Annotated in this window: 21 protein-coding genes, 1 pseudogene and 1 riboswitch; of the genes and pseudogenes, 6 read left to right on the top strand and 16 right to left on the bottom strand. The window is 74.4% G+C overall.

The features are described 5' to 3' along the window. Window positions 1-780 precede the first annotated feature (780 nt). From FF36_RS07415 to guaB, 3 genes are all read right to left on the bottom strand, one after another. On the bottom strand, window positions 781-2,214 hold the full coding sequence (locus FF36_RS07415) for a hypothetical protein (RefSeq protein ID WP_044884230.1): 1,434 nt from the start codon (window positions 2,212-2,214) through the stop codon (window positions 781-783). A 190-nt stretch (window positions 2,215-2,404) separates the two neighbouring features. Next, window positions 2,405-3,535: a GuaB3 family IMP dehydrogenase-related protein gene (locus FF36_RS07410; RefSeq protein WP_044884229.1), complete on the bottom strand. Its 1,131-nt coding sequence runs from the start codon at window positions 3,533-3,535 to the stop codon at window positions 2,405-2,407. Window positions 3,536-3,688: 153 nt separating this feature from the next. Further along, window positions 3,689-5,311 (bottom strand): IMP dehydrogenase, encoded by a 1,623-nt coding sequence (guaB, locus tag FF36_RS07405; RefSeq protein WP_044884307.1) that lies wholly within the window; start codon window positions 5,309-5,311, stop codon window positions 3,689-3,691. 371 nt (window positions 5,312-5,682) lie between these two features. Between guaB and FF36_RS07400 the strand changes: the two genes are divergently transcribed. Both FF36_RS07400 and FF36_RS07395 read left to right on the top strand, forming a co-directional pair. Beyond that, window positions 5,683-6,099, top strand: coding sequence for a DUF5319 domain-containing protein (locus FF36_RS07400; protein ID WP_009740476.1), 417 nt, complete (start codon window positions 5,683-5,685; stop codon window positions 6,097-6,099). Window positions 6,100-7,040: 941 nt separating this feature from the next. Beyond that, window positions 7,041-7,373, top strand: a complete 333-nt coding sequence (locus tag FF36_RS07395; RefSeq protein WP_009740477.1) for a WhiB family transcriptional regulator — start codon at window positions 7,041-7,043, stop codon at window positions 7,371-7,373. A 279-nt stretch (window positions 7,374-7,652) separates the two neighbouring features. Here FF36_RS07395 and groL read toward each other — a convergent pair whose 3' ends face one another. Then, entirely contained in the window at window positions 7,653-9,299 is a 1,647-nt protein-coding gene (gene groL, locus FF36_RS07390; RefSeq protein WP_044884228.1) for a chaperonin GroEL, read from the bottom strand. Window positions 9,300-9,426: 127 nt separating this feature from the next. Beyond that, a complete protein-coding gene (gene groES, locus FF36_RS07385; RefSeq protein WP_009740479.1) occupies window positions 9,427-9,732 on the bottom strand; it encodes a co-chaperone GroES in 306 nt (101 codons plus the stop codon). Between the two features lie 283 nt (window positions 9,733-10,015). On the opposite strand from groES, the gene FF36_RS07380 reads away from it, so the two are divergent. After that, window positions 10,016-10,390 carry a hypothetical protein gene (locus tag FF36_RS07380; RefSeq protein WP_242418470.1) on the top strand — a complete coding sequence of 125 codons (375 nt, stop codon included), beginning with the start codon at window positions 10,016-10,018 and terminating at the stop codon, window positions 10,388-10,390. Window positions 10,391-10,521: 131 nt separating this feature from the next. Here FF36_RS07380 and FF36_RS07375 read toward each other — a convergent pair whose 3' ends face one another. Then, the gene (locus FF36_RS07375) at window positions 10,522-11,151 is read right to left on the bottom strand and encodes a MarR family winged helix-turn-helix transcriptional regulator (protein WP_044884227.1); all 630 of its coding nucleotides are present in this window, start codon (window positions 11,149-11,151) and stop codon (window positions 10,522-10,524) included. Window positions 11,152-11,302: 151 nt separating this feature from the next. Between FF36_RS07375 and FF36_RS07370 the strand changes: the two genes are divergently transcribed. Next, entirely contained in the window at window positions 11,303-11,938 is a 636-nt protein-coding gene (locus tag FF36_RS07370) for an FMN-dependent NADH-azoreductase (RefSeq protein WP_044884226.1), read from the top strand. Between the two features lie 36 nt (window positions 11,939-11,974). Here the strand turns inward: FF36_RS07370 and rimI are convergent, their stop codons facing one another. The 6 genes and pseudogenes from rimI to FF36_RS07345 all read right to left on the bottom strand — a co-directional run bounded on the left by rimI (window position 11,975) and on the right by FF36_RS07345 (window position 16,688). After that, window positions 11,975-12,502: a ribosomal protein S18-alanine N-acetyltransferase gene (rimI, locus tag FF36_RS07365; RefSeq protein WP_052681001.1), complete on the bottom strand. Its 528-nt coding sequence runs from the start codon at window positions 12,500-12,502 to the stop codon at window positions 11,975-11,977. A 215-nt stretch (window positions 12,503-12,717) separates the two neighbouring features. Beyond that, window positions 12,718-13,482 carry a tRNA (adenosine(37)-N6)-threonylcarbamoyltransferase complex dimerization subunit type 1 TsaB gene (tsaB, locus tag FF36_RS07360; protein WP_044884225.1) on the bottom strand — a complete coding sequence of 255 codons (765 nt, stop codon included), beginning with the start codon at window positions 13,480-13,482 and terminating at the stop codon, window positions 12,718-12,720. 74 nt (window positions 13,483-13,556) lie between these two features. Then, a pseudogene (locus FF36_RS37340) lies at window positions 13,557-13,764 on the bottom strand (tRNA (adenosine(37)-N6)-threonylcarbamoyltransferase complex ATPase subunit type 1 TsaE); the annotation flags it as partial. 10 nt (window positions 13,765-13,774) lie between these two features. Continuing rightward, window positions 13,775-13,994: tRNA (adenosine(37)-N6)-threonylcarbamoyltransferase complex ATPase subunit type 1 TsaE (tsaE, locus tag FF36_RS37335; protein WP_242422365.1), on the bottom strand; the 220-nt coding region annotated here is incomplete at its 3' end. Between the two features lie 99 nt (window positions 13,995-14,093). Further along, window positions 14,094-15,287 (bottom strand): alpha/beta fold hydrolase, encoded by a 1,194-nt coding sequence (locus FF36_RS07350; protein WP_044884224.1) that lies wholly within the window; start codon window positions 15,285-15,287, stop codon window positions 14,094-14,096. 138 nt (window positions 15,288-15,425) lie between these two features. Beyond that, window positions 15,426-16,688, bottom strand: coding sequence for a serine hydroxymethyltransferase (locus FF36_RS07345; protein WP_044884303.1), 1,263 nt, complete (start codon window positions 16,686-16,688; stop codon window positions 15,426-15,428). Window positions 16,689-16,715: 27 nt separating this feature from the next. Then, a riboswitch (ZMP/ZTP riboswitch) is annotated at window positions 16,716-16,801 on the bottom strand. Between the two features lie 375 nt (window positions 16,802-17,176). On the opposite strand from FF36_RS07345, the gene FF36_RS07340 reads away from it, so the two are divergent. Further along, window positions 17,177-17,458 carry a hypothetical protein gene (locus FF36_RS07340; protein WP_339325595.1) on the top strand — a complete coding sequence of 94 codons (282 nt, stop codon included), beginning with the start codon at window positions 17,177-17,179 and terminating at the stop codon, window positions 17,456-17,458. A 69-nt stretch (window positions 17,459-17,527) separates the two neighbouring features. Here the strand turns inward: FF36_RS07340 and alr are convergent. From alr to FF36_RS07320, 4 genes are all read right to left on the bottom strand, one after another. Next, window positions 17,528-18,674: alanine racemase (gene alr / locus FF36_RS07335; protein ID WP_128423269.1), on the bottom strand; the 1,147-nt coding region annotated here is incomplete at its 5' end. 20 nt (window positions 18,675-18,694) lie between these two features. After that, window positions 18,695-20,366: bifunctional ADP-dependent NAD(P)H-hydrate dehydratase/NAD(P)H-hydrate epimerase (locus FF36_RS07330; RefSeq protein WP_055406406.1), on the bottom strand; the 1,672-nt coding region annotated here is incomplete at its 3' end. A gap of 116 nt (window positions 20,367-20,482) precedes the next feature. Continuing rightward, window positions 20,483-20,839, bottom strand: a complete 357-nt coding sequence (locus tag FF36_RS07325) for a holo-ACP synthase (RefSeq protein ID WP_044884223.1) — start codon at window positions 20,837-20,839, stop codon at window positions 20,483-20,485. Between the two features lie 177 nt (window positions 20,840-21,016). Then, window positions 21,017-21,940 (bottom strand): PadR family transcriptional regulator, encoded by a 924-nt coding sequence (locus tag FF36_RS07320; protein WP_370657179.1) that lies wholly within the window; start codon window positions 21,938-21,940, stop codon window positions 21,017-21,019. A 158-nt stretch (window positions 21,941-22,098) separates the two neighbouring features. On the opposite strand from FF36_RS07320, the gene FF36_RS07315 reads away from it, so the two are divergent. Continuing rightward, the gene (locus tag FF36_RS07315; RefSeq protein ID WP_044884221.1) at window positions 22,099-22,671 is read left to right on the top strand and encodes an SWIM zinc finger family protein; all 573 of its coding nucleotides are present in this window, start codon (window positions 22,099-22,101) and stop codon (window positions 22,669-22,671) included. Window positions 22,672-22,736: the final 65 nt, after the last annotated feature.

The raw sequence follows: 22,736 nt of genomic DNA, 5'->3' as shown, positions 1-22,736 counted from the left end.
GGCCGGGAACCGGCCGGCGAGGCGGCCTCGACCGGAGGCGCCACGGAGATCGCCGAGGACCCGCCCCCGGGTCGCGGCGCCGGACCATCCCAGGTGCTGGTGACGTCGAAGGGATCGGCGCGGCGCGGCGGCCCGGCGGGCGGCACCGCGGCGGAGTTCTGCGGCCCGGAATTCGGCGGCCCGGAATTCGGCGGCCCGGAGTTCGGCGGGGCGGAGTTCGGCGGGGCGGCGAACTGCGGTGGCCAGGGGGTCGGCGCGAAGGAGACCTGGGCGGGCGCGGCGGACGGGCGGGACTCGGGCTCGCCGACCCGCTCGACGGCGAAGAAGTCGTCGTCGCGGCGGGGCGGAGCCGGCCGGGCCGGCCCGTTCACATCGGCATCGTGGGTCGTCACCGGGCTGCCCCCCGCCTTGGCGCGCGGGTGGACGGGACGGTCGACGCAGGACCCTCGAGCTCCGGGCTACGGTGCATGGTCATCGGGCGGCATCTCCTGCCCCCCAGATCAGCACGATGTGGGCAGCCATCGTGTGGACGTGCATTGTCTGAACCGTGTCGTCGCAACCCGCACCCAGCCAGATCAGTCGGTCGGGAGCAGCGCCGCTCGGAGACGTATGATCCCGGCCTGCGGCCCCGTGCACCGCCTCGCCGCGATCGTGTGGCTATGCGTGATGGACGTCCTACCGTACGGCCGACAAAAAAGCAATAGCTCTCTGGCGGGTCGCCCACAAGCCCGGAAGAATATGGGGTATTAGCTCCGACTGACCATTGTACACGGGTTGTGGTCATCGCTTGTCACGGCAGGCGGCGTACATCTCGCGCACGATCCGCCGCGATGACTCCGACTGGACGCTCGCGTTGAACCGCTTGTACTCCTCCTCCGTGTAGGTGGCCTCCAGTTTGTCCAGCGTGCAGGTGCAGTAGCCCTCGTTGCCGTTGCTGACATCCAGGCAGGAGCTCAGGTACGCCTCGCGGACGGCCTTGGTGTAGTGGCCCTTGCCGGCTGCCGCGGCGCCCACGGCCGACCCGCCGTCCGAGCCGCCGCCCCCGAAGGCGAGGAATCCCGCGACCCCAAGGCCCACGCAGACCAGCACGACGATGGCCGCGATCAGCAGTGGGGGACGCTCGCGGGCCTGCCGGAGGAACCCGCCGACGCGGCCGGCCAGACCTCCCGCGGCGACCGGGCGGCCCACCGCCGACGCCGGCCTGCGCGGTCCCGACGGTGCCCAGCCGGACTCGGGCTCGCCGTCGAATTCGGTGCCGCGACCGAACTCCGCGCCGCGGAAAGGCTCCCTGTCGCCGAACGACTCCCTGTCGCGGGAAGGGTCGTTGTCGGAGTCGGCCTCGTCGTCGAGGTCATCATCCCAGTGCGCCACGCCGGTGGCCCGCGCCGGCGGGGCGCCGGTGCCCGCCGGTGCGCCGGCGCGCCGGAACTCGCCGGTCGAGTCGCCGTCGTGCCAGCCCCCGGGAGTACCGGCGGGCCCGGCCGGGCCGGCGCCCGTGGTGCCGGCCAGGGTCGTCCCGGTAGCCGCGGTCGGTGCGGTGATGTGCGGCGAGGCGCTCGGCCTGGCTGCGTCGCCGTCCGGCGCGGCACCTGGCGACGCCCATCGCCCAAACTGCCCCGTGCCGCCGTAGGACGCCAGTTCCCCCGTCGCCGCACCGGAGCCGGCGGCCGCACCGGAGCCGGCGGCCGGGCCGCCAGCTCCGCTCTCGCCGAGGCCACCGGCCGAACCCGCGCCGCCCGCCGAGCGCACGCCGCCGGTCAGGCCGGAGTCACCGAACAGGCCACGGACACCCGGCGGGGTCGCACCGCCCGGCGGGGTCGCACCGCCCGGCGGTTCGGCCGCGACCGGGCCGCCGGGACGCGGCGCCCCGGGACGGACCTCGTGCCGCACCACGGCGGGCGATCCGAGCCCCGCACCGCGCGCCGGGGCGGCGGCGTCCCGCCCACCGTCCGGCGCGCCGTCCGGGCCGGACCCGAAGCCCGAACTTGGGTAAGCCGAGGGACTCGCCGCGGCGGCGTCGGGAAGGCCGCCCGTGCGCGCATCGCCGCCGTCGTGCGGCCCGGCGTCGAGGGTGCCGGCCGTCTGCGCCCGCGCTGGATCGCCGCCGGAGCTGGCCGGGGGCACGGCGGAAGACGGCTGCCAGGTCTGGGCGGCTTCGTCCCAGAGGTAGGCGCCGTCATCGCTGACCCAGCGGCCGTGCTCGTCGAGGCGCATCTGTCGTCCTTCGTGCCGGAGACGGACGCTCCCAGGGTGCCATGTCCACCACGGGTCCGGATCGGCCGGGTACCGCCGCCACCGTCGGGGCGTGGACTGTTCTGCCGGAGTCGGGTATCGGCCCACCGCGCGGCCGATCGCCCGCCGGGACGGCCGCGGCCAGCTCCGGCGGCAACGGCCCCCGGGCCGGTCAGGAGGCGGCGGTCACCATGATCTCGGCCTTCTGGAACTCCTTGAGGGTCGCGTACCCGGTCGTCGCCATGGCGGTCCGCAGACCGCCGGCGAGGTTGAGCAGGCCCGTTCCGGTGGCCGCGCCGGGCCCTGTGACGATCTGCGCCAGGGTGCCCGTCGGGGTGACCGGCGCCCACCTGCCCCGCGGCAGGTCGGAGTGCAGCACGTCCATCGGCCACATCCCGCCCTGGCCCGGCGCGTCCTGCGCCGCCGCCAGCGCCGCGTCCACCATGACCGCGTCGGCGCCGCAGGCGATCGCCTTCGCCAGGTCGCCGCCGGTCTGCAGGTCGCCGTGCGCGACGACGTGGACGTAGCGGCCGCCCGACTCGTCGAGGTAGCGCATGCGGGCTCCGGCGGCGTCCGCGATGGCGGTGGCGAGCGGGACTCCCACGCCGAGCACGTCGTGGGTCCGGTCGCCCAGGCCCGAACCGACGCCGACGATGACCCCGGCGGCGCCGGTCCGCATCAGGTGCAGCGCGGTCGAGAACGACGCGCACCCGCCGACCAGCACCGGGACGTCCAGCTCGCCGATGAACCGCTTGAGGTTGAGGGGCTCGCTGCGCCGGGACTGGTGTTCGGCGGAGACCGCCGTGCCGTGGATGACCAACAGGTCGACGCCGGCCGCCAGCACGTGCTGGCTCAGCGCGCGGACCTTCTGCGGGCGCAGCGCCGCGGCGACGACCACCCCGGCGTCGCGCAGCTCGCCGAGACGCCGCGCGATGAGCTCCGGGCGCACCGGCGACTCGTACAGCGCGCGCAGCCGTTCGGTCGCCGCCTGCTGGCCCTCCTTGTCACCGATCTCGCTGAGTTCGGCGATGTGGTTCTCGGGCTGCTCGTATCGGGTCCACAGCCCCTCGACGTGCAGGACGCCGAGCCCGCCGAGCCGGCCGAGTGCGATCGCCGAGGCCGGCGAGGTGACGGCGTCGGCGGCGGCCGCCACCAGCGGCAGGTCGAAGCGGTAGGCGTCGATCTCCCAGGCCAGCGAGACGTCCTGCGGATCACGGGTCCGACGCGACGGGACGATGCCGACGGCGTCGAGACCGTACGCGACCCGCGCGCTCTTGCCGATACCGATCTCGACCTCTGCCACTGCTGGCGCCTCCTGGTTGGGCCGGCGGGCTCACGCCGGCCGGATACTGACGTACCTGCTCCACGTCGCCCGCGCGCGCCGACCCGTCCCGGGCACCTGATCGCCGGTGTCGGGACGGCCGGCAGTGACGACGGACGTAACCGCGGCGGCGGCTCAGCGCGAGGAGTTGTAGTTCGGCGCCTCGACGGTCATCTGGATGTCGTGCGGGTGGCTCTCGGTGAGGCCCGCGGAGGTGATCCGGATCAACTGCGCATCGTCCTGCAGCCGCCGGATGGTCGGCGAGCCGGTGTACCCCATCGCGGCCCGCAGCCCGCCGACGAGCTGGTGCGCCACGGCCGCGAGCGGGCCGCGGTAGGGCACCTGCCCCTCGACGCCCTCCGGGACGAGCTTGTCGTCGGAGAGCACGTCGTCCTGGAAGTAGCGGTCCTTCGAGTAGGAACGGGCCCCACCCCGGCTGCGCATCGCGGCGAGCGACCCCATGCCGCGGTAGGCCTTGTACTGCTTGCCGTTGATGAAGATCAGCTCGCCCGGGCTCTCGTCGACGCCGGCGAGCAGGCTGCCCAGCATGACCGTGTCCGCCCCGACCGCGATGGCCTTCGCGATGTCACCGGAGTACTGCAGGCCGCCGTCCCCGATCACCGGCACCCCGTGCTCCCGGGCGACCCGGGACGCCTCGTAGATCGCCGTCACCTGGGGGACACCGACCCCGGAGACCACCCGGGTGGTGCAGATCGAGCCGGGACCCACGCCGACCTTGATCGCGTCCGCGCCCGCGGCGATGAGCGCCGCGGCGCCCGCGCCGGTCGCGACGTTGCCGCCGATCACGTCCAGCGGCCGACCGTCGGCCCCGGTCGGGATGTCGGTCTTGATCCGGCGCACCATGTCCGGCACCGCCCGCTGGTGACCGTGTGCGGTGTCCACGATGAGGAAGTCGACGCCCGCCGCGACGAGGACCTGCGCCCGCTTGTAGGCGTCCTCGCCCACCCCGATCGCGGCACCGACCATCAGCCGGCCGTCGGCGTCCTTGGTGGCGTGCGGGTACTGCTCACGCTTGGTGAAGTCCTTGACCGTGATCAGCCCCCGCAGCCGGCCCTGGTCATCGACGATCGGCAACTTCTCGATCTTGTGTCGGCGCAGCAGATCCAGTGCGTCCTCGGGCGACACGCCGACCGGCGCGGTGATCAGCGGCATCGGCGTCATGACGTCCTGCACCCGGCGGGAGTAGTCCCTCTCGAAGCGGATGTCGCGGTTGGTCACGATGCCGACGAGCCGGCCACCCGGCTCGGTCACCGGAACACCCGAGATGCGGTAACGCGCCATGAGCACGTTCGCGTCCTCGAGGGTGGCCTCGGGCCCGCAGGTCACCGGCGCGGTGATCATCCCGGACTCGGACCGCTTCACCATGTCGACCTGCTGCGCCTGGTCCTCGATCGAGAGGTTGCGATGCAGCACCCCGACGCCGCCCTGGCGCGCCATCGCGATCGCCATCCGCGCCTCGGTCACTGTGTCCATGGCGGAGGACACCAGGGGCACGGCGAGGGAGATGGACCGCGACAGCCGGGTCGTGGTGTCGGCCTCGGCGGGCACGAGATCGGAGGCCGCCGGCAGCAGCAGGACGTCGTCGAAGGTCAGGCCCAGCATCGCCAGCTTCGGCGGCACCGGTGCGTCGGCTCCCAGGAGGTCCACCTGGGAGTCGGCGGAGCCGCCCGCCGACGCCGCGCGAGCCGACGTGCGGGGAGCCGACGTGGAGTGATCGGTGGCGACGGGAGCGTTCATGGCACCTTCCGTTCCGCGATGACCGGTGCCGCGGCGCTGGGGATACCCGCCCGGCGGCCACGGCCCCGCCGGGTTCCCGTGGGCGGCCGGCCCGGCCGCCCACCAGGCGGAACGGAGCATCAACCCGTTACCGGCGAGCCGGTCGCCGGGCGGCGGCATGTACCCCATCGTAGAGGTCGGCGGCGCTTATGGGCGGTTGCGGCGTGACGGAGATCGCGCCGCAGCCGACGGGAGCGGGCCTTTCCGGCGGCCGACCAGCGCCACGCGGGTTACGCAACAGGAGACGGACCTACACGGACCTGTCCACAAGCACCGCACAACGGTGCCGATACTCCTGATCGGGACCACTTAGCAGTCCGGGCAAGCGTAGCGTGGTCGACGTGAGCGACGAGCCTGTCGACCCCTTCGCGGGTGACCCCGAGGATCCGGCCGCCGAGCTCGCGCGCCTCGACTCCGTCGACGACCTCGACCTGCTCGAACCGCTGTCCTTGCACGAGCGGGAGGAGGTCCTCGCCGAGCTGGGAGACCTCGACGTCTTCCGCACGCTGCTCGAGCCGCGCGGCTACCGCGGCCTCGTCGTCGACTGCGAGGGCTGCGCCGAGCCTCATTACTTCGACTGGGAGCTGTTGGCCGGCAACCTGCGCAACCTCCTCAACGAGGGGCGGACTCGCGTCCATGAGCCGGCCTTCTCTCCCGACCCGTCGTGCTACGTGAGCTGGGAGTACGCCCGCGGCTTCGCCGACGGCGTGTACGAGGCGTCAGCCGCCTCGGAGGCCGACTCCCGCTGAGCGCCGGGCCCGTCCCGGGCTAGGCTGGAGCCCCGCGGGCGGAGGTGGACGGCGCCCGCGGCCGGATGGCGCCTGCGGGCTGGACGGCATCCTTCGGGCCGCCTGGGCACACCCGTGCCGCCATGATCACTTCCGCGGACTCGCAGCGGCCATCGCGGTCGCGAGCGAGGTCGGCGGCGCCCACCCGGCCGATCACTGAGGCACGCCTGCGCCGCACGACCCTCCTCCAGCACGATCGTCTTGGGCCGCCCGAGCCCGGGTCTCGTCGACCTCGGCGGTCGGGTTTGGCCCCGGGCGGCGTCCCAGCGCCGCCGCGCGTCTTCCGCCGGCCCGCCGCCGATACGACTTTCGGGCTAGCCCGAACAGTCCGTTCCCGGACAGTCCGAGCCGGCCGACCGACGCCGCCCGCCATCCGTTGGCAGATCCCTGCCAGCCGGGGCCGACCCGGGGCGCTCCCGGCCATCGCCTGTCGGCCATCCCGATCGTTCGTCCCGTTCGTCCTGTTCGTCCTGTTCGTCCGTTTTGGCGACCCTGTCGGCGACCCGCCGGGCGGCGAAGGCCGCCCCGGCGGCCCCGAGTGGAAGCATTCGCTGGCGACGTTCCCGGCCTGGCCGTGTGACCAGGCGATCGCCGGGGTAGGCGAATCACCGTCCACGAAGTTGTCCGCCGGACCCGCGGACTGGACGTCCCTCCCGATCCCGGGTCCGTCCGGGCAGCCGGTGGCACCGAACGGGAGGGGTCGGCCCGGTCACGGAGCGATCGGACAAACCCGTGGATCCGCGCCGCGTCCGGGCGGGGGCTGTGCCGGCGCGGCACACCAGACCTGACGGCAGGCGACGCGGGGTCGCCCGGGTGAATTTTTCAAGATCACCGGGTGGGTGACCGGTACTACGGTGAGCCCGCGGCGCTTGCCGCTCAGGTCGAAAGGGGGGCTCAGGCCGATGACCGACGTCCGACGACTTCCCGGCCCCGGCGCGGAGAAGTGGGAGTGGCAACTACATGGCGCGTGCCGCGGGGAGAGCACCGAGCTGTTCTTCCACCCGGAGGGCGAACGCGGGCCGGCCCGGGCCGCCCGCGAGGCCGCGGCCAAGGCGATCTGCGCCCGATGCCCGGTCATCCGCGCCTGCGGGGAGTACGCACTGACCGCCCGGGAGCCGTACGGCGTCTGGGGAGGGCTCAGCGAATCGGAACGGGAGGCGATCCTCACCGGCCGCTCGCGGCGGGGGGCGGCTCGCCGCGTCCCCGCCCGGCCGGGGCTCGCGCCGGCCTGCTGACCGGCCCGGCGGTAGGTGGCGACATGGCCGGACATCCGATCCCGACCACGGCGATCACCCGCGACGGGTGAGCAGGCCCACCGGCCGGTCTCGCCCAGCCGTTCGGGTGGCGCCCGCCGGCCGGCCGGCCACCATCGAACGGCCGGTCGTCAGAGGAACACCCGGGAACGAAAGCGGCCCGCTCGAACCCCTGACCGGGGACCGAGCGGGCCGCTTCGCTGCCGCGGGCGGGGCGCCGGCCGGAGTCGCCCGGCCGGGCCTCTCGGGACGGCTCGGCGATCAGAAACCGGGGCCCTGCGGGTGGCTGTGCCCGTGGGAGTGCCCGTGGGAGTGCCCGTGGTCGCCCTCCGGATCCGCCGGCTTCTCGACGACGAGGCTCTCCGTGGTGATGAGCAGCGCCGCGATCGAGGCGGCGTTCGCCACCGCCGAACGGGTGACCTTGACCGGGTCGACGACTCCGGCCGCGATCAGGTCGGTGTACTCGCCGGTCGCGGCGTTGTAGCCGTGACCCGGCTCGAGGTCCTTGACCCTGGCGACGATGACCGCGCCCTCCAGGCCCGCGTTGCGCGCGATCCAGTTCAGCGGGGCGTCGAGGGCGGTACGCACGATCCGGACACCGGCGAGCTCGTCCCCGGTGCGCCCGAGGCCGTCGTCGAGGACGGAGGCAACGTGCGCCAGGGCGGCGCCGCCGCCGGCGACGATGCCCTCCTCGATCGCCGCACGGGTCGCCGAGACGGCGTCCTCGAGGCGGTGCTTCTTCTCCTTGAGCTCCACCTCGGTGTGGGCACCCACCCGGATGACCGCGACCCCGCCGGCGAGCTTGGCAAGCCGCTCCTGGAGCTTCTCGCGGTCCCAGTCCGAGTCGCTGCCCTCGATCTCCGCCTTGATCTGGCGCACCCGGTCGGCGACCGCGCCGGCCTCGCCGCCGCCGTCGATGATGGTGGTGTTGTCCTTGTCCACCACGATGCGCCGGGCCCGGCCGAGGTCCGCCAGGGTCACCGCGTCGAGCGAGAGCCCGACCTCGCCGGCCACCACCTGGCCGCCGGTGAGCACGGCGATGTCCTGCAGCTGCGCCTTGCGGCGGTCCCCGAAGCCGGGCGCCTTCACCGCGACGACCTGGAAGGTCTTGCGGATCGAGTTCACGACCAGGGTGGACAGCGCCTCGCCCTCGACATCCTCGGCGATGATCAGCAGCGGCTTACGCTCCTGCACGACCTGCTCGAGGATGGGCAGGATCTCGTTCAGCGCCGCGATCTTGCCCGGGTAGAGCAGAACGTACGCGTCCTCGAGGACTGCCTCCTGCGAGTCGGCGTCCGTGACGAAGTACGGCGAGATGTAGCCCTTGTCGAACTGCAGACCCTCGGTCAGCTCGAGGTCCAGACCGATGGTCTGGCTCTCCTCGACCGTGATGACGCCGTCCTTGCCGATCTTGTCGATCGCCTCGGCGATCAGCTCCCCGACCCGGGTGTCCTGGGCGGAGATGGCGGCGACCTGGGCGATCGTCTGCTTGGAGCTGACCTCGAGGGCCTGCTCCAGCAGGGCGGCGGAGACGGCCTCGACGGCGGCCTCGATGCCCAGCTTCAGCGACAGCGGCGCCGCCCCGGCGGTGACCTGCTTCAGACCGAAGCGGACCATTGCCTGGGCGAGCACCGTCGCCGTGGTGGTGCCGTCGCCGGCGACGTCGTTGGTCTTGGTGGCGACTTCCTTGGCGAGCTGGGCGCCCAGGTTCTGGTACGGGTCCTCCAGCTCGATCTCCCGGGCGATCGTCACCCCGTCGTTGGTGATCGTCGCCGCGCCGTAGGACTTGTCGATGACGACGTTGCGCCCGCGCGGGCCGATCGTCACCTTGACCGCGTCGGCCAGCGCGTTCACGCCGCGCTCGAGCGCGTGGCGGGCGTCCTCGTTGAACGTGAGAATCTTCGGCATACCTGCTTGTCCTCCCGACACCGATGACCGGTGGGAAACCGCAAGAGCGCGCCCCGCTGGCGGGCCCGGCGCAAACCGGACGGCCGCCAGCGGGGCGCGCCCCTTGCGTTGCTAACCGGCGAGCGGTCTACTTCTCGATGATCGCGAGGACGTCGCGAGCGGAGAGCACGAGGTACTCCTCGCCCGAGTACTTGACCTCGGTGCCGCCGTACTTGCTGTAGAGCACCACGTCGCCGACCTTGACGTCGAGCGGGACGCGCTTGCCGTCCTCGAACCGACCCGGGCCGACCGCGAGGACGGTGCCCTCCTGGGGCTTCTCCTTCGCCGTGTCCGGGATCACGATGCCGGATGCGGTGGTCTGCTCGGCGTCGGAGGGCTGCACAACGATGCGGTCCTCGAGAGGCTTGATAGCAACCTTGGTGGCGGTCGTCACGATCGACCTCCCCCTTCCTGCGCTGGATGAGAGAGCGACCCTGGCGGCCTGCCGTCGCGGGTGAACAGGCGCCTGTTGTCGCTGGCACTCTCACGTGCCGAGTGCCAACCTAGCACCCGCACCACACACGTCAACCAACAAGGTCGGATCTGTCAAGACGGCCGGGATTCGGGCACCGCCCGCCCGACCGCGCCGGCCGCGCCGACTCGCCCCGGCCCCTTCCCGGCGGGCGGCCGCGCAACCGCCCCCGACCGCCTTCGGCCACGCAGGATGGGACCCGGACATGATCTGGATGTGGGAGGCCAGGGCGACCCCCGGCCGCCTGGCGGACCTACGGGACTGGGCGATCGACGCGCTCGACGGCCGCGAAGGTGAGGTATATCTCAGTCACCAGCCGGGGGGTGACCTCGTCGTGGTGATCCTCCGGCTGCCCGACCCGCCGCCGACCGACGTGGACGCCGACGCGGCGACCGCCGCTCCCGCCGACCCGGACAGCACCACCAAGGGGCCCGCCACGGCCCCGCTGCCCGCGCCACCCGAGGGACTGGTCGCCGGCGCCCCCCACGCCTGGCCCTTCCGCCAGGTCCACCCCGCCCCGCCGAGTCCACCCACCCGGCCCAGTCCGTCACGCCCGGCTGAGCCCAACCCCGCCGGCTAGGCCCAACCCGGCCGGCGAGCCCAACCCGGCCCGGCTCACCGAGCCCAGCGCGCCCCGGTGAGCCGGGCCCGCCCGGGTCCCACTTCCGACCGTCCAGGTGTCTGCCTCGGCGGCCGCCGCCTGGTCCGCGGTCAGCCGGCAGCAGCCGCCCGTTGCCCGCGGTCGCCGCCCGGCGCGGGTTCGCCGCCCGTGGGGCAGTCGTCCTGCGGCGGGCACCCGGCGGCCTCGTGGGCCTCGATCTCCCGCCGAGCCGCGTCGCAGGCGGCCGCGCCGTGCGTGGGATCGACGGCCAGCAGCCGCGCGGCGATCCGGCGCAGCAGCGCGACGAACCGCTCCCGCTCCTCCGGCTCCAGCCCGGCGAGCACATGCTGGTCGACGAGGCGGCGGTCCTCCTGGGTCGACGCGTAGAGCCGTGCCCCCTGGTCGGTCGCGGTGATGATGCGGGCCCGCCGGTCGGCCGGGTCGGGGTGGCGCTCGACCAGGCCCGCCCGTTCGAGCTCGTCGACGAGGCGCACCATCACCGTCCGGTCGATGCCGAACCGGCGGGCCACCTCGATCTGGTTTCGCGCCTCGCCGCCGACGGCGGCTCCGAGGACGTGCAGCGCGCGCAGGCCGCCCGGCAGCTCGCCGACCGCGGCGGCCGAGGCCGCGAGGTAGCCGTACTGCACCTGGCCCAGCAGCCAGCCCAGATCCTGCCCGAGGTCCTCGGGCAGGCCGTCGGGCCCGAACTCGGGCTCCGCGGCCGCTGCGGCGTCGCTCACCGCCTCAGGGTACCCGTCCCGGTCAGAGTAATCTCCCCCCAGATGAGTGCTTGCAGAGACGATTTATCCATCAGATAGTCTCTCTGCAGATCTTCGCGACAGCAGAAGATCTCGATTCCCGACGACCTGTGGAACAAACGGAGGCGCCGCAATGCCCAACCTGCTGCACGTGGACGCGAGCCTGGCTCAGGAGGGCTCGACCTCCCGATCGCTGGCCGCCACCTACATCGACGCCTGGCGCGCCGCCCATCCCGAGGGCGCCGTCACCTACCGCGATCTCGCCCTCACGCCCCCGCCGCACCTCGACTGGGCCACCCTGTCGGCCGGCTTCACCCCGCCCGAGCAGCACACCCCGGAGCAGACCGAGGGCGTCAAGCTGCGCGAGGAGCTGATCGGCGAGCTCGAGGCGGCGGACGAGCTCCTGCTGTCGCTGCCGATGTACAACTACTCGGTGCCGTCCACGTTCAAGGCGTGGGTGGACCAGGTGATCCTGGTCGGACGCACCTTGCGGCAGCCGCCGGAGGAGTCGGCGCTCACCGGGAAGCGCGTCACGGTCATCGCCACCCAGGGCGGTTCGTACGGGGTGGGCACGCCCAAGGAGGGCTGGGACCACCAGCTCCCCTTCATCGCCCACGTTCTCGAGTCGCTCGGGGCGACCGACGTCGAGCTGGTCCGGGTGGAGATGACGCTCGCCCCGGTCAACCCGGCGCTGGCCGACTTCACCGACGTGTACGAGCGCAGCCGGGCCGCGGGCGAGAGTGCCCTGCGGGCGCGGGCGGCGGCCTGAGTCAGCGCGACCGGCCGGGGCGCCCCGGCGAGCCGGTCACGGCTCCAGGCGCACCCGGCCGGGCAGCGCGCGTTCGACCTCGTCGAGCAGCGCGGCGTACCCGACCGTGTCGATCGGCCGGGCCCGCATGACGTAGGCGTCGCCGCCGGAGGGCTGGTAATAGCCGCGGCGCACGCCGATGTCGACGAAACCAAGCCGGCTGTACAGCGCCCGCGCGGCATGGTTGTCGGTGCGGACCTCCAGCCCGCAGGAACGGGCCCCGGCCCGACGCGCGTGGCGCAGCAGGGCGATCATCAGCCGGGCGCCGACGCCGCGGCCCCGGACCCGGGGCACGACGCCGACGGTCTGGATGTAGGCGCCGTCGTCGGCGAGCGCCAGCCCCGCGTAACCGATGATCGCCGCCAGGTCGTGGGCGGCCACCCCTCGGGGCTGCCACAGCGCGGTCAGGTAGCGCCGCTGGTCGCCCTGGGCCAGTTCGGACCAGAACAGCTCCGCGGTCCAGGGGTCGGTGGCGAAGACGGTCGGTTCCAGCTCGGCAACGGTGGCGACGTGCCACCAGCGCATCGGGATGAGCACCAGGTCCCAGTCCTGCCCCAGATCCCGGTCCTGCCCCAGATCCTGCCCCAGCTCCTGTTCCTGCCCCAGCTCCTGTTCGCGGTTCCGGATCTGTTCGCGGTCCCGGACCTGCTCCTCGGCCCGGTCCTGCACACGGTTCCAGTCCGGTTCGATCGGCGTGGCGGCGCTCGGCGCCACGCCGTCGGGATGCGGTGGCCGCCGCGTCACACCCTGACCGGCTTCGGCGCGTGCGGTTCGGTCGCGTCCGGCCGCCGCAGGTAGAGCGGAGCCAGGACGCTCGGGTCGCGACCGGCCAGCAGGTCCGCCCCGGCGAGACCGACGAGCAGCTCCGGGCGTGGGTACCCGCCCGCCGGCGTGTCCGCGCCCGCCCCGTCAGCCCCGGCCGCGTCGTCGGTGGTGGCGAACCCGGCGAACGGCTCCGGGTACAGCGCCCGGCCGGGGCCGGTGACGGCGTCGACGCCGAGCTCCCGCAACATCTGAGCGACCTGCGCCGGACGCCCCACGGCGGGATCGCCCACCCGCACCCCGCCGACGTAGCGGGCCCAGTAGACCTCGCGGCGCCGCGCGTCGGTGACCACGCCGACCGAGCCGGCCGTGGCCGCGCCGATGCCATCGAGTGAGCAGACGCCGTGCACGGGGATGTCCAGCGCGTCCGCGAAGGCCGCGGCGGTCACCATGCCGACCCGCAGGCTGGTGAAGGGCCCGGGACCGGCTCCCACGACGACGGCCGCGAGGTCCGTCGGGCGCGCGCCCGCCTCGTCGAGGACCGCCCGCATCGACGGCGCGAGCAGCTCCCCGTGGCGGCGAGCGTCGACGGTGACCACGCTCCCCCGGGGCCAGACGTGCACGCCGGGGCCGGCGGGATCACCGGCCGCCGCGCTCACCTGCCGCGCGGGATCGGATGCGGTCAGCTCGGCGAGCGCCACCGCGCACGCGGCCGTGGATGTGTCGAGGGCCAGCACCAGCACTCGTCCAGACTACGGACCGCCGCATCAGCCACGACGAGTACCCACCCCACCGCGGCCCGGCGCAGGCGATGCGCTCAGTCCGGGGCGAGATCGCGCAGCCGCCGCGCCCAGCTCGGACCGGTGGCGACGAGGCGGACCGTCCTGGTCTCGCCGGCCTCGTCGGCGGTGGGCCGGGTGAGCACGAGCTCGAGATGGTCCTGGGCGAGCCCCTCGACCAGCCCCGCGCCCCACTCGACGACGGTCACCGAGGTGTCGGCGTCGGCGTCGAGGTCGAGGTCGTCGNCCTCGGTCNCCCCGCCGAGCCGGTAGGCATCGACGTGCACGAGCGGGATCCGGCCGTCCGGATAGATCCGCGCGAGCACGAACGTCGGCGAGGTGACCGTCTCCCGCACGCCGAGCCCCGCGGCGATGCCCTGGGTGAGGACCGTCTTGCCCGCGCCGAGCGGGCCGGAGAGCACGAGCAGGTCGCCGGGGCGCAGCAACGCGCTCAGCCGGGCGCCGAAGTCCCGCATCCGGTCCGCCGTGGGCACGACGACCACGTCACGTTGCCGTGCGGCGTTCACGCCCATCACCTCCTCATCTCCTCGCCTGCCTGGGCCCGCCGGGACCGGTCAGGCGGCCGTCCCGCCGGCGTCGCGGTCCGCGACCGCCGCCCGTTCGGCCGACGGGGCACCGTCCGCGGCGGCGCCGACCGGGGCGGGCGGGAGTCCCGTCCGCGACCGCGGCAGCGGCAGCGAGACCTCGGCGAGTGACCGCTGCACCAGCCTGCGGATCGCGGCGTTCACCGCCTCGGGCCGCTCCAACATGATGGCGTGGCCGGCGTCCTCCTCGACGACCAGCTCCGCGTCGGGCAGGATCTCGGCGATCGTCCGGCTGTGGGCCACCGGGGTGATCAGGTCGGCGTCGCCGACGACGAGCACGGTGGGGATCCCCGCCAGGCGGGCGGCGGCGGCCAGCCGATCGTTGTCGAGCAGGGTGGGCAGGAACGCGGCGATCACCGCGACCGAGGTGTCCGAGACCATCGTCTCGAGGAACGTGACCACCACCGGCGGCAGATCGGTGGCGCCGAACCCGATCCGGCGGGTCACCTCCCACGACAGGTCGCTGCCCCGCCCGCGAACCCGCTCCAGCAGGCCCGAGGTGTGCCGCATGCCGACGGCGATGCCGGGCAGCACCCGACGCACCACCGCCGTCGCCAGGGCGGGCAGCCCGAGGGTCACCTGGGCCAGCTCCGACGCGCTGGTCGACAGCAGCGCCACCCCGATGATCTGGTCGCCGAAGAGCTCGGGATGGGCATCGGCCAGCCCCAGGACCGCCATACCCCCCATCGAGTGGCCGACGAGGATGATCGGCCCGCTGGGCACCCGGTCGCGGATCACCTGGTAGAGGTCGTCGGCGAGCACGTCGATGGTGCAGCTGCCGACCTCGGACGGCCCGGAGCGCCCGTGCGCGCGCTGGTCGAAGAAGACCATTCGCCCGAGGTCCGCGAGGGCCCGGTGCTGCAGCGTCCAGCACTCGGCGGACACGCAGAACCCGTGGACGAACACCAGTGTCAGCGGCGCGTCCGGCGGACCGGTCTCCTCGACGTGCAGCGGCACGCCGTCGGCCGCGATCACCGTGGCGACCCGGCCGCCGATCGGCCTCAGCTCCGGCTCCGGCGGCGCGTCCGGCCGGTTGCGGCGGCGGTGGATCGCCCGCCGCTGCGCGACCAGGCCGGCCGCGACGGCCGCGCCGACCACACCGACCGATCCCGTGGCGGCGCGCGCCGCCCGGGAACCCGCGAACGGGCTCACGGTCCTCACCATCGGTGCTCCCTCCTCCGGGCTGCCCTGAACCGATGATGCACCGCGGGGGCGCCAGGAGCAGGCGTCACGTGACGCACGCGTAACCACGCTCCGGCCCCGGCGGGTCGGGGCGTGGTCGCGCGTGGGGCGTCGCGACGATCAGGCGAAACCGGGCATCGGGAAGCCGCTGACCAGCTCGGTGACCTGCTCCCGGACCCGACCGATCGTCGCGGTGTCGCCGGCGCCGGCGGCCTTGACGACGTCGTCGATCCAGCCGGCGAGCACCGGCATGTGCGCCGGAGTCAGGCCGCGGGTGGTGATCGCGGCGGTGCCGAGCCGGATGCCGGACGGGTCGAACGGCTTGCGCTTGTCGAAGGGCACCGCGTTGTAGTTCAGCTCGATCCCCGCCGCGTCGAGCGCCTTCGCCGCCGGCTTTCCGCCGATGTCCTTGCCGGTGAGGTCGATCAGGATGAGGTGGTTGTCGGTGCCGCCGGTGACGAGGTCGAACCCGCGCTCCACCAGCGCCTCGGCGAGGGCGCGGGCGTTCGCCACGACCGCGTGGGCGTAGTCGCGGAACGCAGGCGTCGAGGCCTCCCGCAGGGCGACCGCGATGGCCGCCGTGGTGTGGTTGTGCGGGCCGCCCTGCAGGCCGGGGAACACCGCCTTGTCGATCGCCGTGGCGTGCTCGGCGTCGGTGAGCAGCATGGCCCCGCGCGGGCCGCGCAGCGTCTTGTGCGTGGTGGTCGAGATCACCGGAGCGTGGCCGACCGGGGAGGGGTGGGCACCGCCGGCGATCAGCCCGGCGATGTGCGCGATGTCGGCGACGAGCACCGCCCCCACCTCGCGCGCGATCTCGGCGAAGGCCGGGAAGTCGATCGTCCGCGGGATCGCCGTCCCACCACAGAAGATGATCTTCGGTCGCTCGGCGCGGGCGAGGTCCCGCACCTCGTCCAGATCGATCCGGCCGGTGTCCGCACGCAGGCCGTAGCGGACGCTGCGGAACCACTTGCCGGTCGCCGACACGCTCCAACCGTGCGTCAGGTGGCCGCCCATCGGCAGCGACAGCCCCATGACCGTGTCCCCGGGCTGGGCGAAGGCGAGGTAGACGGCCAGGTTCGCCGGCGAGCCGGAATACGGCTGGACGTTGGCGTGCTCGACGCCGAACAGCGCCTTGGCCCGGTCGACGGCCAGCGTCTCGATCGGGTCGACGACCTGCTGACCCTCGTAGTACCGCCGGCCGACGTACCCCTCGGAGTACTTGTTGGTCAGGACGGATCCAGACGCCTCCAGCACCGCGGTGGAGACGTAGTTCTCCGAGGCGATCAGCCTGATCGACGCGTGCTGGCGGGCGGCCTCGGCCTCGACCAGCCCGGCGAGCTCGGGATCGGCGACGGTGAGTTCGGGAAGCGGGGGATTGTGCATGACGACCTCCGGCAGGTCTCGTCCGGCCGGAGGCACCCAGGCGCACGGCACCGACCCGCTCATCGCTCCCCGGTGGTCAGTTCCACCTCTGTGCGCCAGTCGCGACTCCCGTCCAAGTCTAGCCACCGGTCGGCCCGGACCCCGGCAAGGCCGACCTCACCGGCCGCCGACCGCCCCCCTTCACCGCGTATCCCGAGGGACGAATCGGACGCCGAACCCTCTGCCTACGCAGTAGAGCGCGCCGCGGGAGGACCGCCGGAGGCGATCTGACGCAGATCGGTACGGCGCCCGTCACGTCGTGCCCCGGGGTCCGGTCGGTCGGCTGGCCGACAGCACTGCCGGGTCACATCCGGGCCGCCAGGCCGGGCCGAGCCGGGCGGTGTCCCTTACCGTGGAACGAGGCCGGGACGCCCGGCCGGGGCGGTGGATGTTTCGTTGCGGAGGCGGGAATCGTGAAGCTGGCGTGGCGCAGGAGCAGGGACATCCCGGTGAACGCCGGTCGCGGCCTGACCGGCCCGGAGCGGGCCGCCGCGCTCGGGATGGTCGAGGAGTCCGAACCGGAGGCGGAGCTGGAGCTGGAGCCCGCCGCGGCGGCGCCGGCCGCCCCCGGCCCGGTCATGCTGACGCTGACGACCCGTTCCAGGATCGAGCAGGCCGAGCGGGAGGCCGCCGAGGCAGCCGCCCGTCCGGTGCGCCGCCGGATCGAGCGCGGCGCGCTCGGCGGCAGCGCCCCCAGCGGCGGCGGCTGCTCCTCCGGCGGCTGCGGCTGACCCCGCGGGGCCGGCACTGCGGTCGCGCGGGCCAGACGTAGAGGCGCGGGCCAGACGTAGAGGCGCGGGCTAGACGTAGACGCGCGGGACGCGCTGGCCGATCCGGGTGACGATCTCGTAGTTGATGGTGCCCAGCGCTGCGGCCCAGTCGTCCGCGGTCGGCTCGCCGCGGTCGCCCGGGCCGAACAGCCGCACCTCGTCGCCCGCGGCCACCTCGTCGTCCCCGACGTCGAGGACGAACTGGTCCATGCAGACGGTGCCGGCGATGCGCCGCCGGCGGCCACCGAACAGCACCTCTCCGATGTTCGTGGCGGCCCGGGGGATGCCGTCGGCGTAGCCCAGCGGTACCAGGGCGAGCGTCGTCTCCCGCGCCGTGGTGTAGCGGTGGGCGTAGGACACCCCCGTGCCGGCCGGCACCCGCTTGACCAGCGCGGCGTGGCTGACCAGCGACATCGCCGGCCGCAGGCCGAACTGCGCGGGCGGGCCGACCTCCGGGCCCGGGGAGAGCCCGTAGACGGACACCCCGGGCCGCACCAGGTCGAAATGGGCCTCGGGGCTGACCAGGGTCGCCGCGGAGTTCGCGAGGTGCCGCACGGTCGGCGCCAGCCCGGCCTTCTCGGCGATGTCGACAGCGTCCCGGAACGCACCGATCTGGGCCTGCACCGTCGCATGCCCGGGGGCGTCGGCGAACGCGAAGTGGCTCCACACCCCGAACGCCTCGATCAGGCCCTCGGCCTGCAGCGCCGCAGCCAGGTCGCACAACCCCGGCCAGTCGCCGGGCATCGCCCCCGCCCGGCCGAGGCCGGTGTCCGCCTTGAGGTGCACCCGGGCTGGCCGGCCTGCCTGCCGCGCCGCCGCGGCGATCTCCGCGAGGGTCCAGGCTGCGGACGCCGACACGTCGATGCCGGCCGCGATCGCCTCGGCGAAACGCTCACCGGGCGTGGCGAGCCAGCACAGCACCGGCGCGGTGATCCCGGCCGCGCGCAGCGCGAGCGCCTCCTCGAGGACGGCCGTGCCAAGCCAGCTCGCCCCGGCGTCCAGCGCGGCCCGAGCGCAGGGAATCATGCCGTGGCCGTACCCGTCGGCCTTCACGACGGCCATGGTGGCGGCGTCGCCCGCGCGGGCCGCGAGGGCGGCCACCGAGTCGCGGACCGCGTCGAGCTCGACGGCGGCATACGTCCGGGGTTCGCTGCTGGCCGATGCCTCGGTCCCCTGCNNGNNNNTNNNNGTCANNNNACCCGCCGTGACCACCACCCGGGAGCCCCCGACCCGGCGATGCCAGCAGGTCGGAGATGACCCGAGGCAGCAGGTCGGGCAGGTCGCCGGCGGCGAGCGGCACGGCGGCCCGCTCGGCGGCGCGCCCGTGCAGGTACGCGCCGACCGCCCCGGCACCGGCGGCGGGCAGCCCGGCGGCGAGCAGCGAGCCGATCAGCCCGGTCAGGACGTCCCCCGTGCCGGCGGTACCCAGCCACCCGGAACCGGTCGTGTTCACCCAGGCCGCCCCGGCCGGTTCGACGATCAGGGTGCGGGTGCCCTTGAGCAGGATCACCGCACCCGTCGCCGCGGCGGCCCGCCGGACGGTGGCGAGGCGGTCGGCGGCAAGGTCCTCCGTCGTGCGGTCGGGATCCCAGCCCAGGGCGGCGGCGGTGAGCCGGCCGAACTCGCCTTCGTGCGGGGTGAGGAGAACCGGTGCGTCCCGGGCGCGCAGCGCCGCGGGATCGGCGGTGAGGATCTCCGCCAGCGGGTCGAGGGCGCCCGCGTCGACCACGACCGGCAGGTCGGTGCCGAGCAGTCCGGCCACCAGCTCCCGGACCGCCGGCCCCGGGTCCAGGCCCGGGCCGATCGCCCAGGCCTGGACCCGGCCGACGGCGAGCATGGCCGCGCGGTCCCCGGCCCGGATGGCGGTCACCACCGCCTCGGGATGCGCCAGCCGGACGAAATCCCCCGCCCGACTGGCGACCGGCGTCCCGGAACCGCCGGCGGCCGCGCCGGCGTCGCCCTCCCGCACCGCGTCGCCCTCGTGCGGAGAGGCGCCCTCGTGCGGAGAGGCGCCCTCGCGCAGCGGGTCGCGCTCCGGCACGGCGTGGCCCTCGGTCACGACCCGCAGGTAGCCGGCGCCACCGCGCAGCGCGCCGCCGACGGCGAGCACGGCGGCACCCGGATAGGCGTCGCTGCCCGCGACGAGGCCGAGGACCCCTCGGCGGTACTTGGACGATTCCGGGCCCGGCACCGGGAACATCGCGGCGACGTCGGCGTCGTCGAGCGCCCGCAGGTCGGGTTCGGGCAGCGCCAGCCCGATGTCAACCAGCTCCACACGCCCGGTGTGGGCCGCGCCCGGCATCAGCCACAGGCCGCGCTTGTACGTGCCGAACGTGACGGTGGCACTGGCCCGCACGGCGGGTCCGGCGACGGCGCCGGTGTCCGCGTCGACGCCGCTGGGAACGTCGACGGCCACGGTGCGCTCGGGCGGCGCGAGGGCTGCCAGCCGGGCATGGTCCGCCCGCAGACCGCCGCGTCCACCGATGCCGAGCAACCCGTCCAGGACAAGCTCGGCCCGGCCGAACAGCCCGCGCAGCGTCTCGTCGTCGAGCTCCGGGGCGGGGCCGTGCAGTCTGCCGCCGGCAGCGAGCAGGGCGGCGCTGCCCTCCGGGTGGGTGCGGCCGGGTGCGATCGCGTCGACCCGGGCGCCTCGCGCGGCCAGACGTGCGCCGGCCCACAGGGCGTCACCGCCGTTGTCACCGCCCCCGGCGAGCACGACGATCCGGGCGCCGTGGACGCGGTCGAGGCGGCGGGCGACATGGGCGACCAAGCCGTACACCGCGCGTTGCATGAGGGCACCGGGCGGCAGGCAGGCGAGCAGCCCCGCCTCGGCGTCCCGGATCTGGCTGACCGTGTGCGCGTTCCGCATGCCGCCATGCTGCCCCGCGCCGAGCGGCCGATGCTGCAGGAGCCCCGTGACGCCGGGGTCGCCGCAGCGGCGGCGTTCGACCAGCGGACACCGGGTGGCCGGCGGGCGGCCGGCGATCAGCTCTCGGCGACGACCATCGCGACGGCTACGCCGCCGTCGTGGGTGAGAGACAGGTGCCAGGAGGCGATGTCGAGCCGCGCCGCCGCGGCGGCCACGGTGCCGCGGATCCGCAGCGACGGCCGCCCACCCGCGCCCAGGACGACCTCCGCGTCGTGCCATTCCAACCCGGGGGGTGCCCCGAGCACCTTCGCCACGGCCTCCTTCGCCGCGAACCGGGCGGCCAGCCGCTCCGGTCGGGCCAGACCGCGCTCCGCCGGGGTGAACAGGCGCATCGCGATCCCCGGCGTCCGGGACAGCGTCGCGGCGAAACGGTCGACGTCCACCACGTCGACGCCGACACCGACCACCGCCATCGGGCAAGCGTCCCATACCGGCGCTGCGGCCCACGGCGGACCATGCACCCGCCTCGTCCCGACGCGCCGATCGCGCCGCGGGCGGGCGCNCCCCCTCGGATCAGGGCCTCGCCCCGCCCGAAGGGGTGGCACGCCGGCGGATCCGGGCCCGCGGGCCCGGCGGGACCCGCCCCGGGGTCAGGACTTCGCATCCCAGCCCGGCGCGGAGCCGTCGGCCTTCCCGTCACCGTCCTTGCCGGTGGCGTCCTTCCCGGCGGTGTCGGTCTGCTCCGCGGTGTCGGCGCCCTCCGCGGTCGCCGGCTCGCCCTCGTCGCCGGCGAGGATGCGGTAGAGGCTGCGGCGGGTCTCGGTGAGCAGGGACCGGGCGGCGGCGATCTGCGCGTCGTCCCCGGCCTGGGCGACCTGGACCACCGCGGCACCCACCGCGAAGGCCAGGGAGCGCAGGCTGGCCAGCTCGTCGTCGGCGCTGGCCGCGGCGGTCTCCCACGGCTTGCGCTGCCCCACCCGGGACTCGACGTGGGCCCGCCCTGCGTCGGTGAGGTGGAAGACCCGCTTGCCCTCCGCCTCCTCCGCGCGCACGAGCCCCTCGTCGGCGAGCAGGGACAGCACCGGGTAGACCGAGCCGGGGCTCGGCCGCCAGGTGCCGCCGCTGCGCTCGGCCAGCTCGCGGATCATCTGGTAGCCGTGCATGGGCTGCTCGGCGAGCAGGGCCAGCAACGCCTCGCGGACGTCGCCGCGACCCACCCGCGGCCCACGGCCGAAGCCGCCCGGACCACCGAAGCCCGGGCCGAACCCCGGCCCGAACCCGGGACCGGGGAAGCCGCCGAAGGGCGGCCAGCCCGGACCACCGCCGCGGCGCCCGCGCGGCCGGCCCTCACCGGGCCCGCCGTGCTCATGCCGCCCGCCGCCGTGTCCGCCCCGCGCCGTGCGGCTGGTGCGGTCGTGAGCCGCCGACTCCCTCGGCCCGCAACCGCCGGCCTCGCGCTCCGCCCAACCGGCCACCGTCTCGAAGAACTCCGACAGCCGCGCGGGATCGAATCCCGCCGCGCGCCCCCACTTACCCCAGGGCCCCCAGGGGCCTGGAATCGCCTGTGATGTCACGATCTTTCCCTTCATCTCCATGGAAGACCAACGGAAGTCATCCATTCGCCATTGCGTACGCTCACGATATATCGCGATGCTACGTCCGACAAGACAGCCTTGGCGATGCCAGGGACCTGGCCGGTACGATCCGCGCTCGCATTCCGTAGGATTGAACAGTGATCATTTCTGTGTCCGGAGAGAACGGGCACGGCGGGGACGCCGTCACCCCGCTCGAAGCAGCCTTCGAGGAACGTGCCTGCGCACAGCGCGCGGGTACCGACGTGTTCATCGAAGGGGTGAACCTGGCCCTGCTCGGCCGTGTCGAGCAGCTCCGCATCCGGCCCACCAACGCGTCGGGCACGGTCGACGACGACGGGCCGCATGAGGTCCGCCTGGAGGCGGCCGACGACGGGCCGCGCACCGGCTGCACGTGCCCCGAGGGGGCGACCGGCTCGTTCTGCCGCCACGCGGTCGCCGTCGCCCTGGTCGCCACCGGCTCGGCGGGACTCGCCGACGACGACGAGGATGCCGACGACGAGGAGAACGGCGGGATCATCGGCGAAGGCTCGCTGTTCACCGACGACCCGGTGCACGCCGCGATGCGGGTGTTCCTCAGCCGCGTCCCCCGCGCCGAGCTCGTGGAAACCCTGCTCGACGCCGCAGACGACAACGAGGCGGTCGCCGACGCCCTCTGGGAGGCCACCGTCGCCTGGCACGGCCGCCAGCACGGCGCCGCCCCCTCCTCCTGACCCTGCCAGCTATCCCGAGGCCAGGGCTCCCCGTGAAGCGCCGAAGGCCCCGCCGCCGATCCCAG

The organism is Frankia torreyi, assembly GCF_000948395.1.
In the GTDB taxonomy this organism is placed as follows: Bacteria; Actinomycetota; Actinomycetes; order Frankiales; family Frankiaceae; genus Frankia; species Frankia torreyi.
The sequence above is the reverse complement of the archived record's forward strand: the minus strand, read 5'-3'. Positions and strand labels throughout refer to the sequence as shown.

What these genes read in the sequence shown, in the direction of transcription:
- FF36_RS07415 (WP_044884230.1), bottom strand. Translation starts at nt 2,214, where the DNA reads ATGCGCCTCGACGAGCACGGCCGCTGGGTCAGCGATGACGGCGCCTAC.
- guaB (WP_044884307.1), bottom strand. Translation starts at nt 5,311, where the DNA reads ATGAACGCTCCCGTCGCCACCGATCACTCCACGTCGGCTCCCCGCACG.
- FF36_RS07395 (WP_009740477.1), top strand. Translation starts at nt 7,041, where the DNA reads ATGACCGACGTCCGACGACTTCCCGGCCCCGGCGCGGAGAAGTGGGAG.
- groL (WP_044884228.1), bottom strand. Translation starts at nt 9,299, where the DNA reads ATGCCGAAGATTCTCACGTTCAACGAGGACGCCCGCCACGCGCTCGAG.
- FF36_RS07380 (WP_242418470.1), top strand. Translation starts at nt 10,016, where the DNA reads ATGATCTGGATGTGGGAGGCCAGGGCGACCCCCGGCCGCCTGGCGGAC.
- FF36_RS07370 (WP_044884226.1), top strand. Translation starts at nt 11,303, where the DNA reads ATGCCCAACCTGCTGCACGTGGACGCGAGCCTGGCTCAGGAGGGCTCG.
- rimI (WP_052681001.1), bottom strand. Translation starts at nt 12,502, where the DNA reads ATGCGCTGGTGGCACGTCGCCACCGTTGCCGAGCTGGAACCGACCGTC.
- FF36_RS07350 (WP_044884224.1), bottom strand. Translation starts at nt 15,287, where the DNA reads ATGGTGAGGACCGTGAGCCCGTTCGCGGGTTCCCGGGCGGCGCGCGCC.
- FF36_RS07345 (WP_044884303.1), bottom strand. Translation starts at nt 16,688, where the DNA reads ATGCACAATCCCCCGCTTCCCGAACTCACCGTCGCCGATCCCGAGCTC.
- FF36_RS07325 (WP_044884223.1), bottom strand. Translation starts at nt 20,839, where the DNA reads ATGGCGGTGGTCGGTGTCGGCGTCGACGTGGTGGACGTCGACCGTTTC.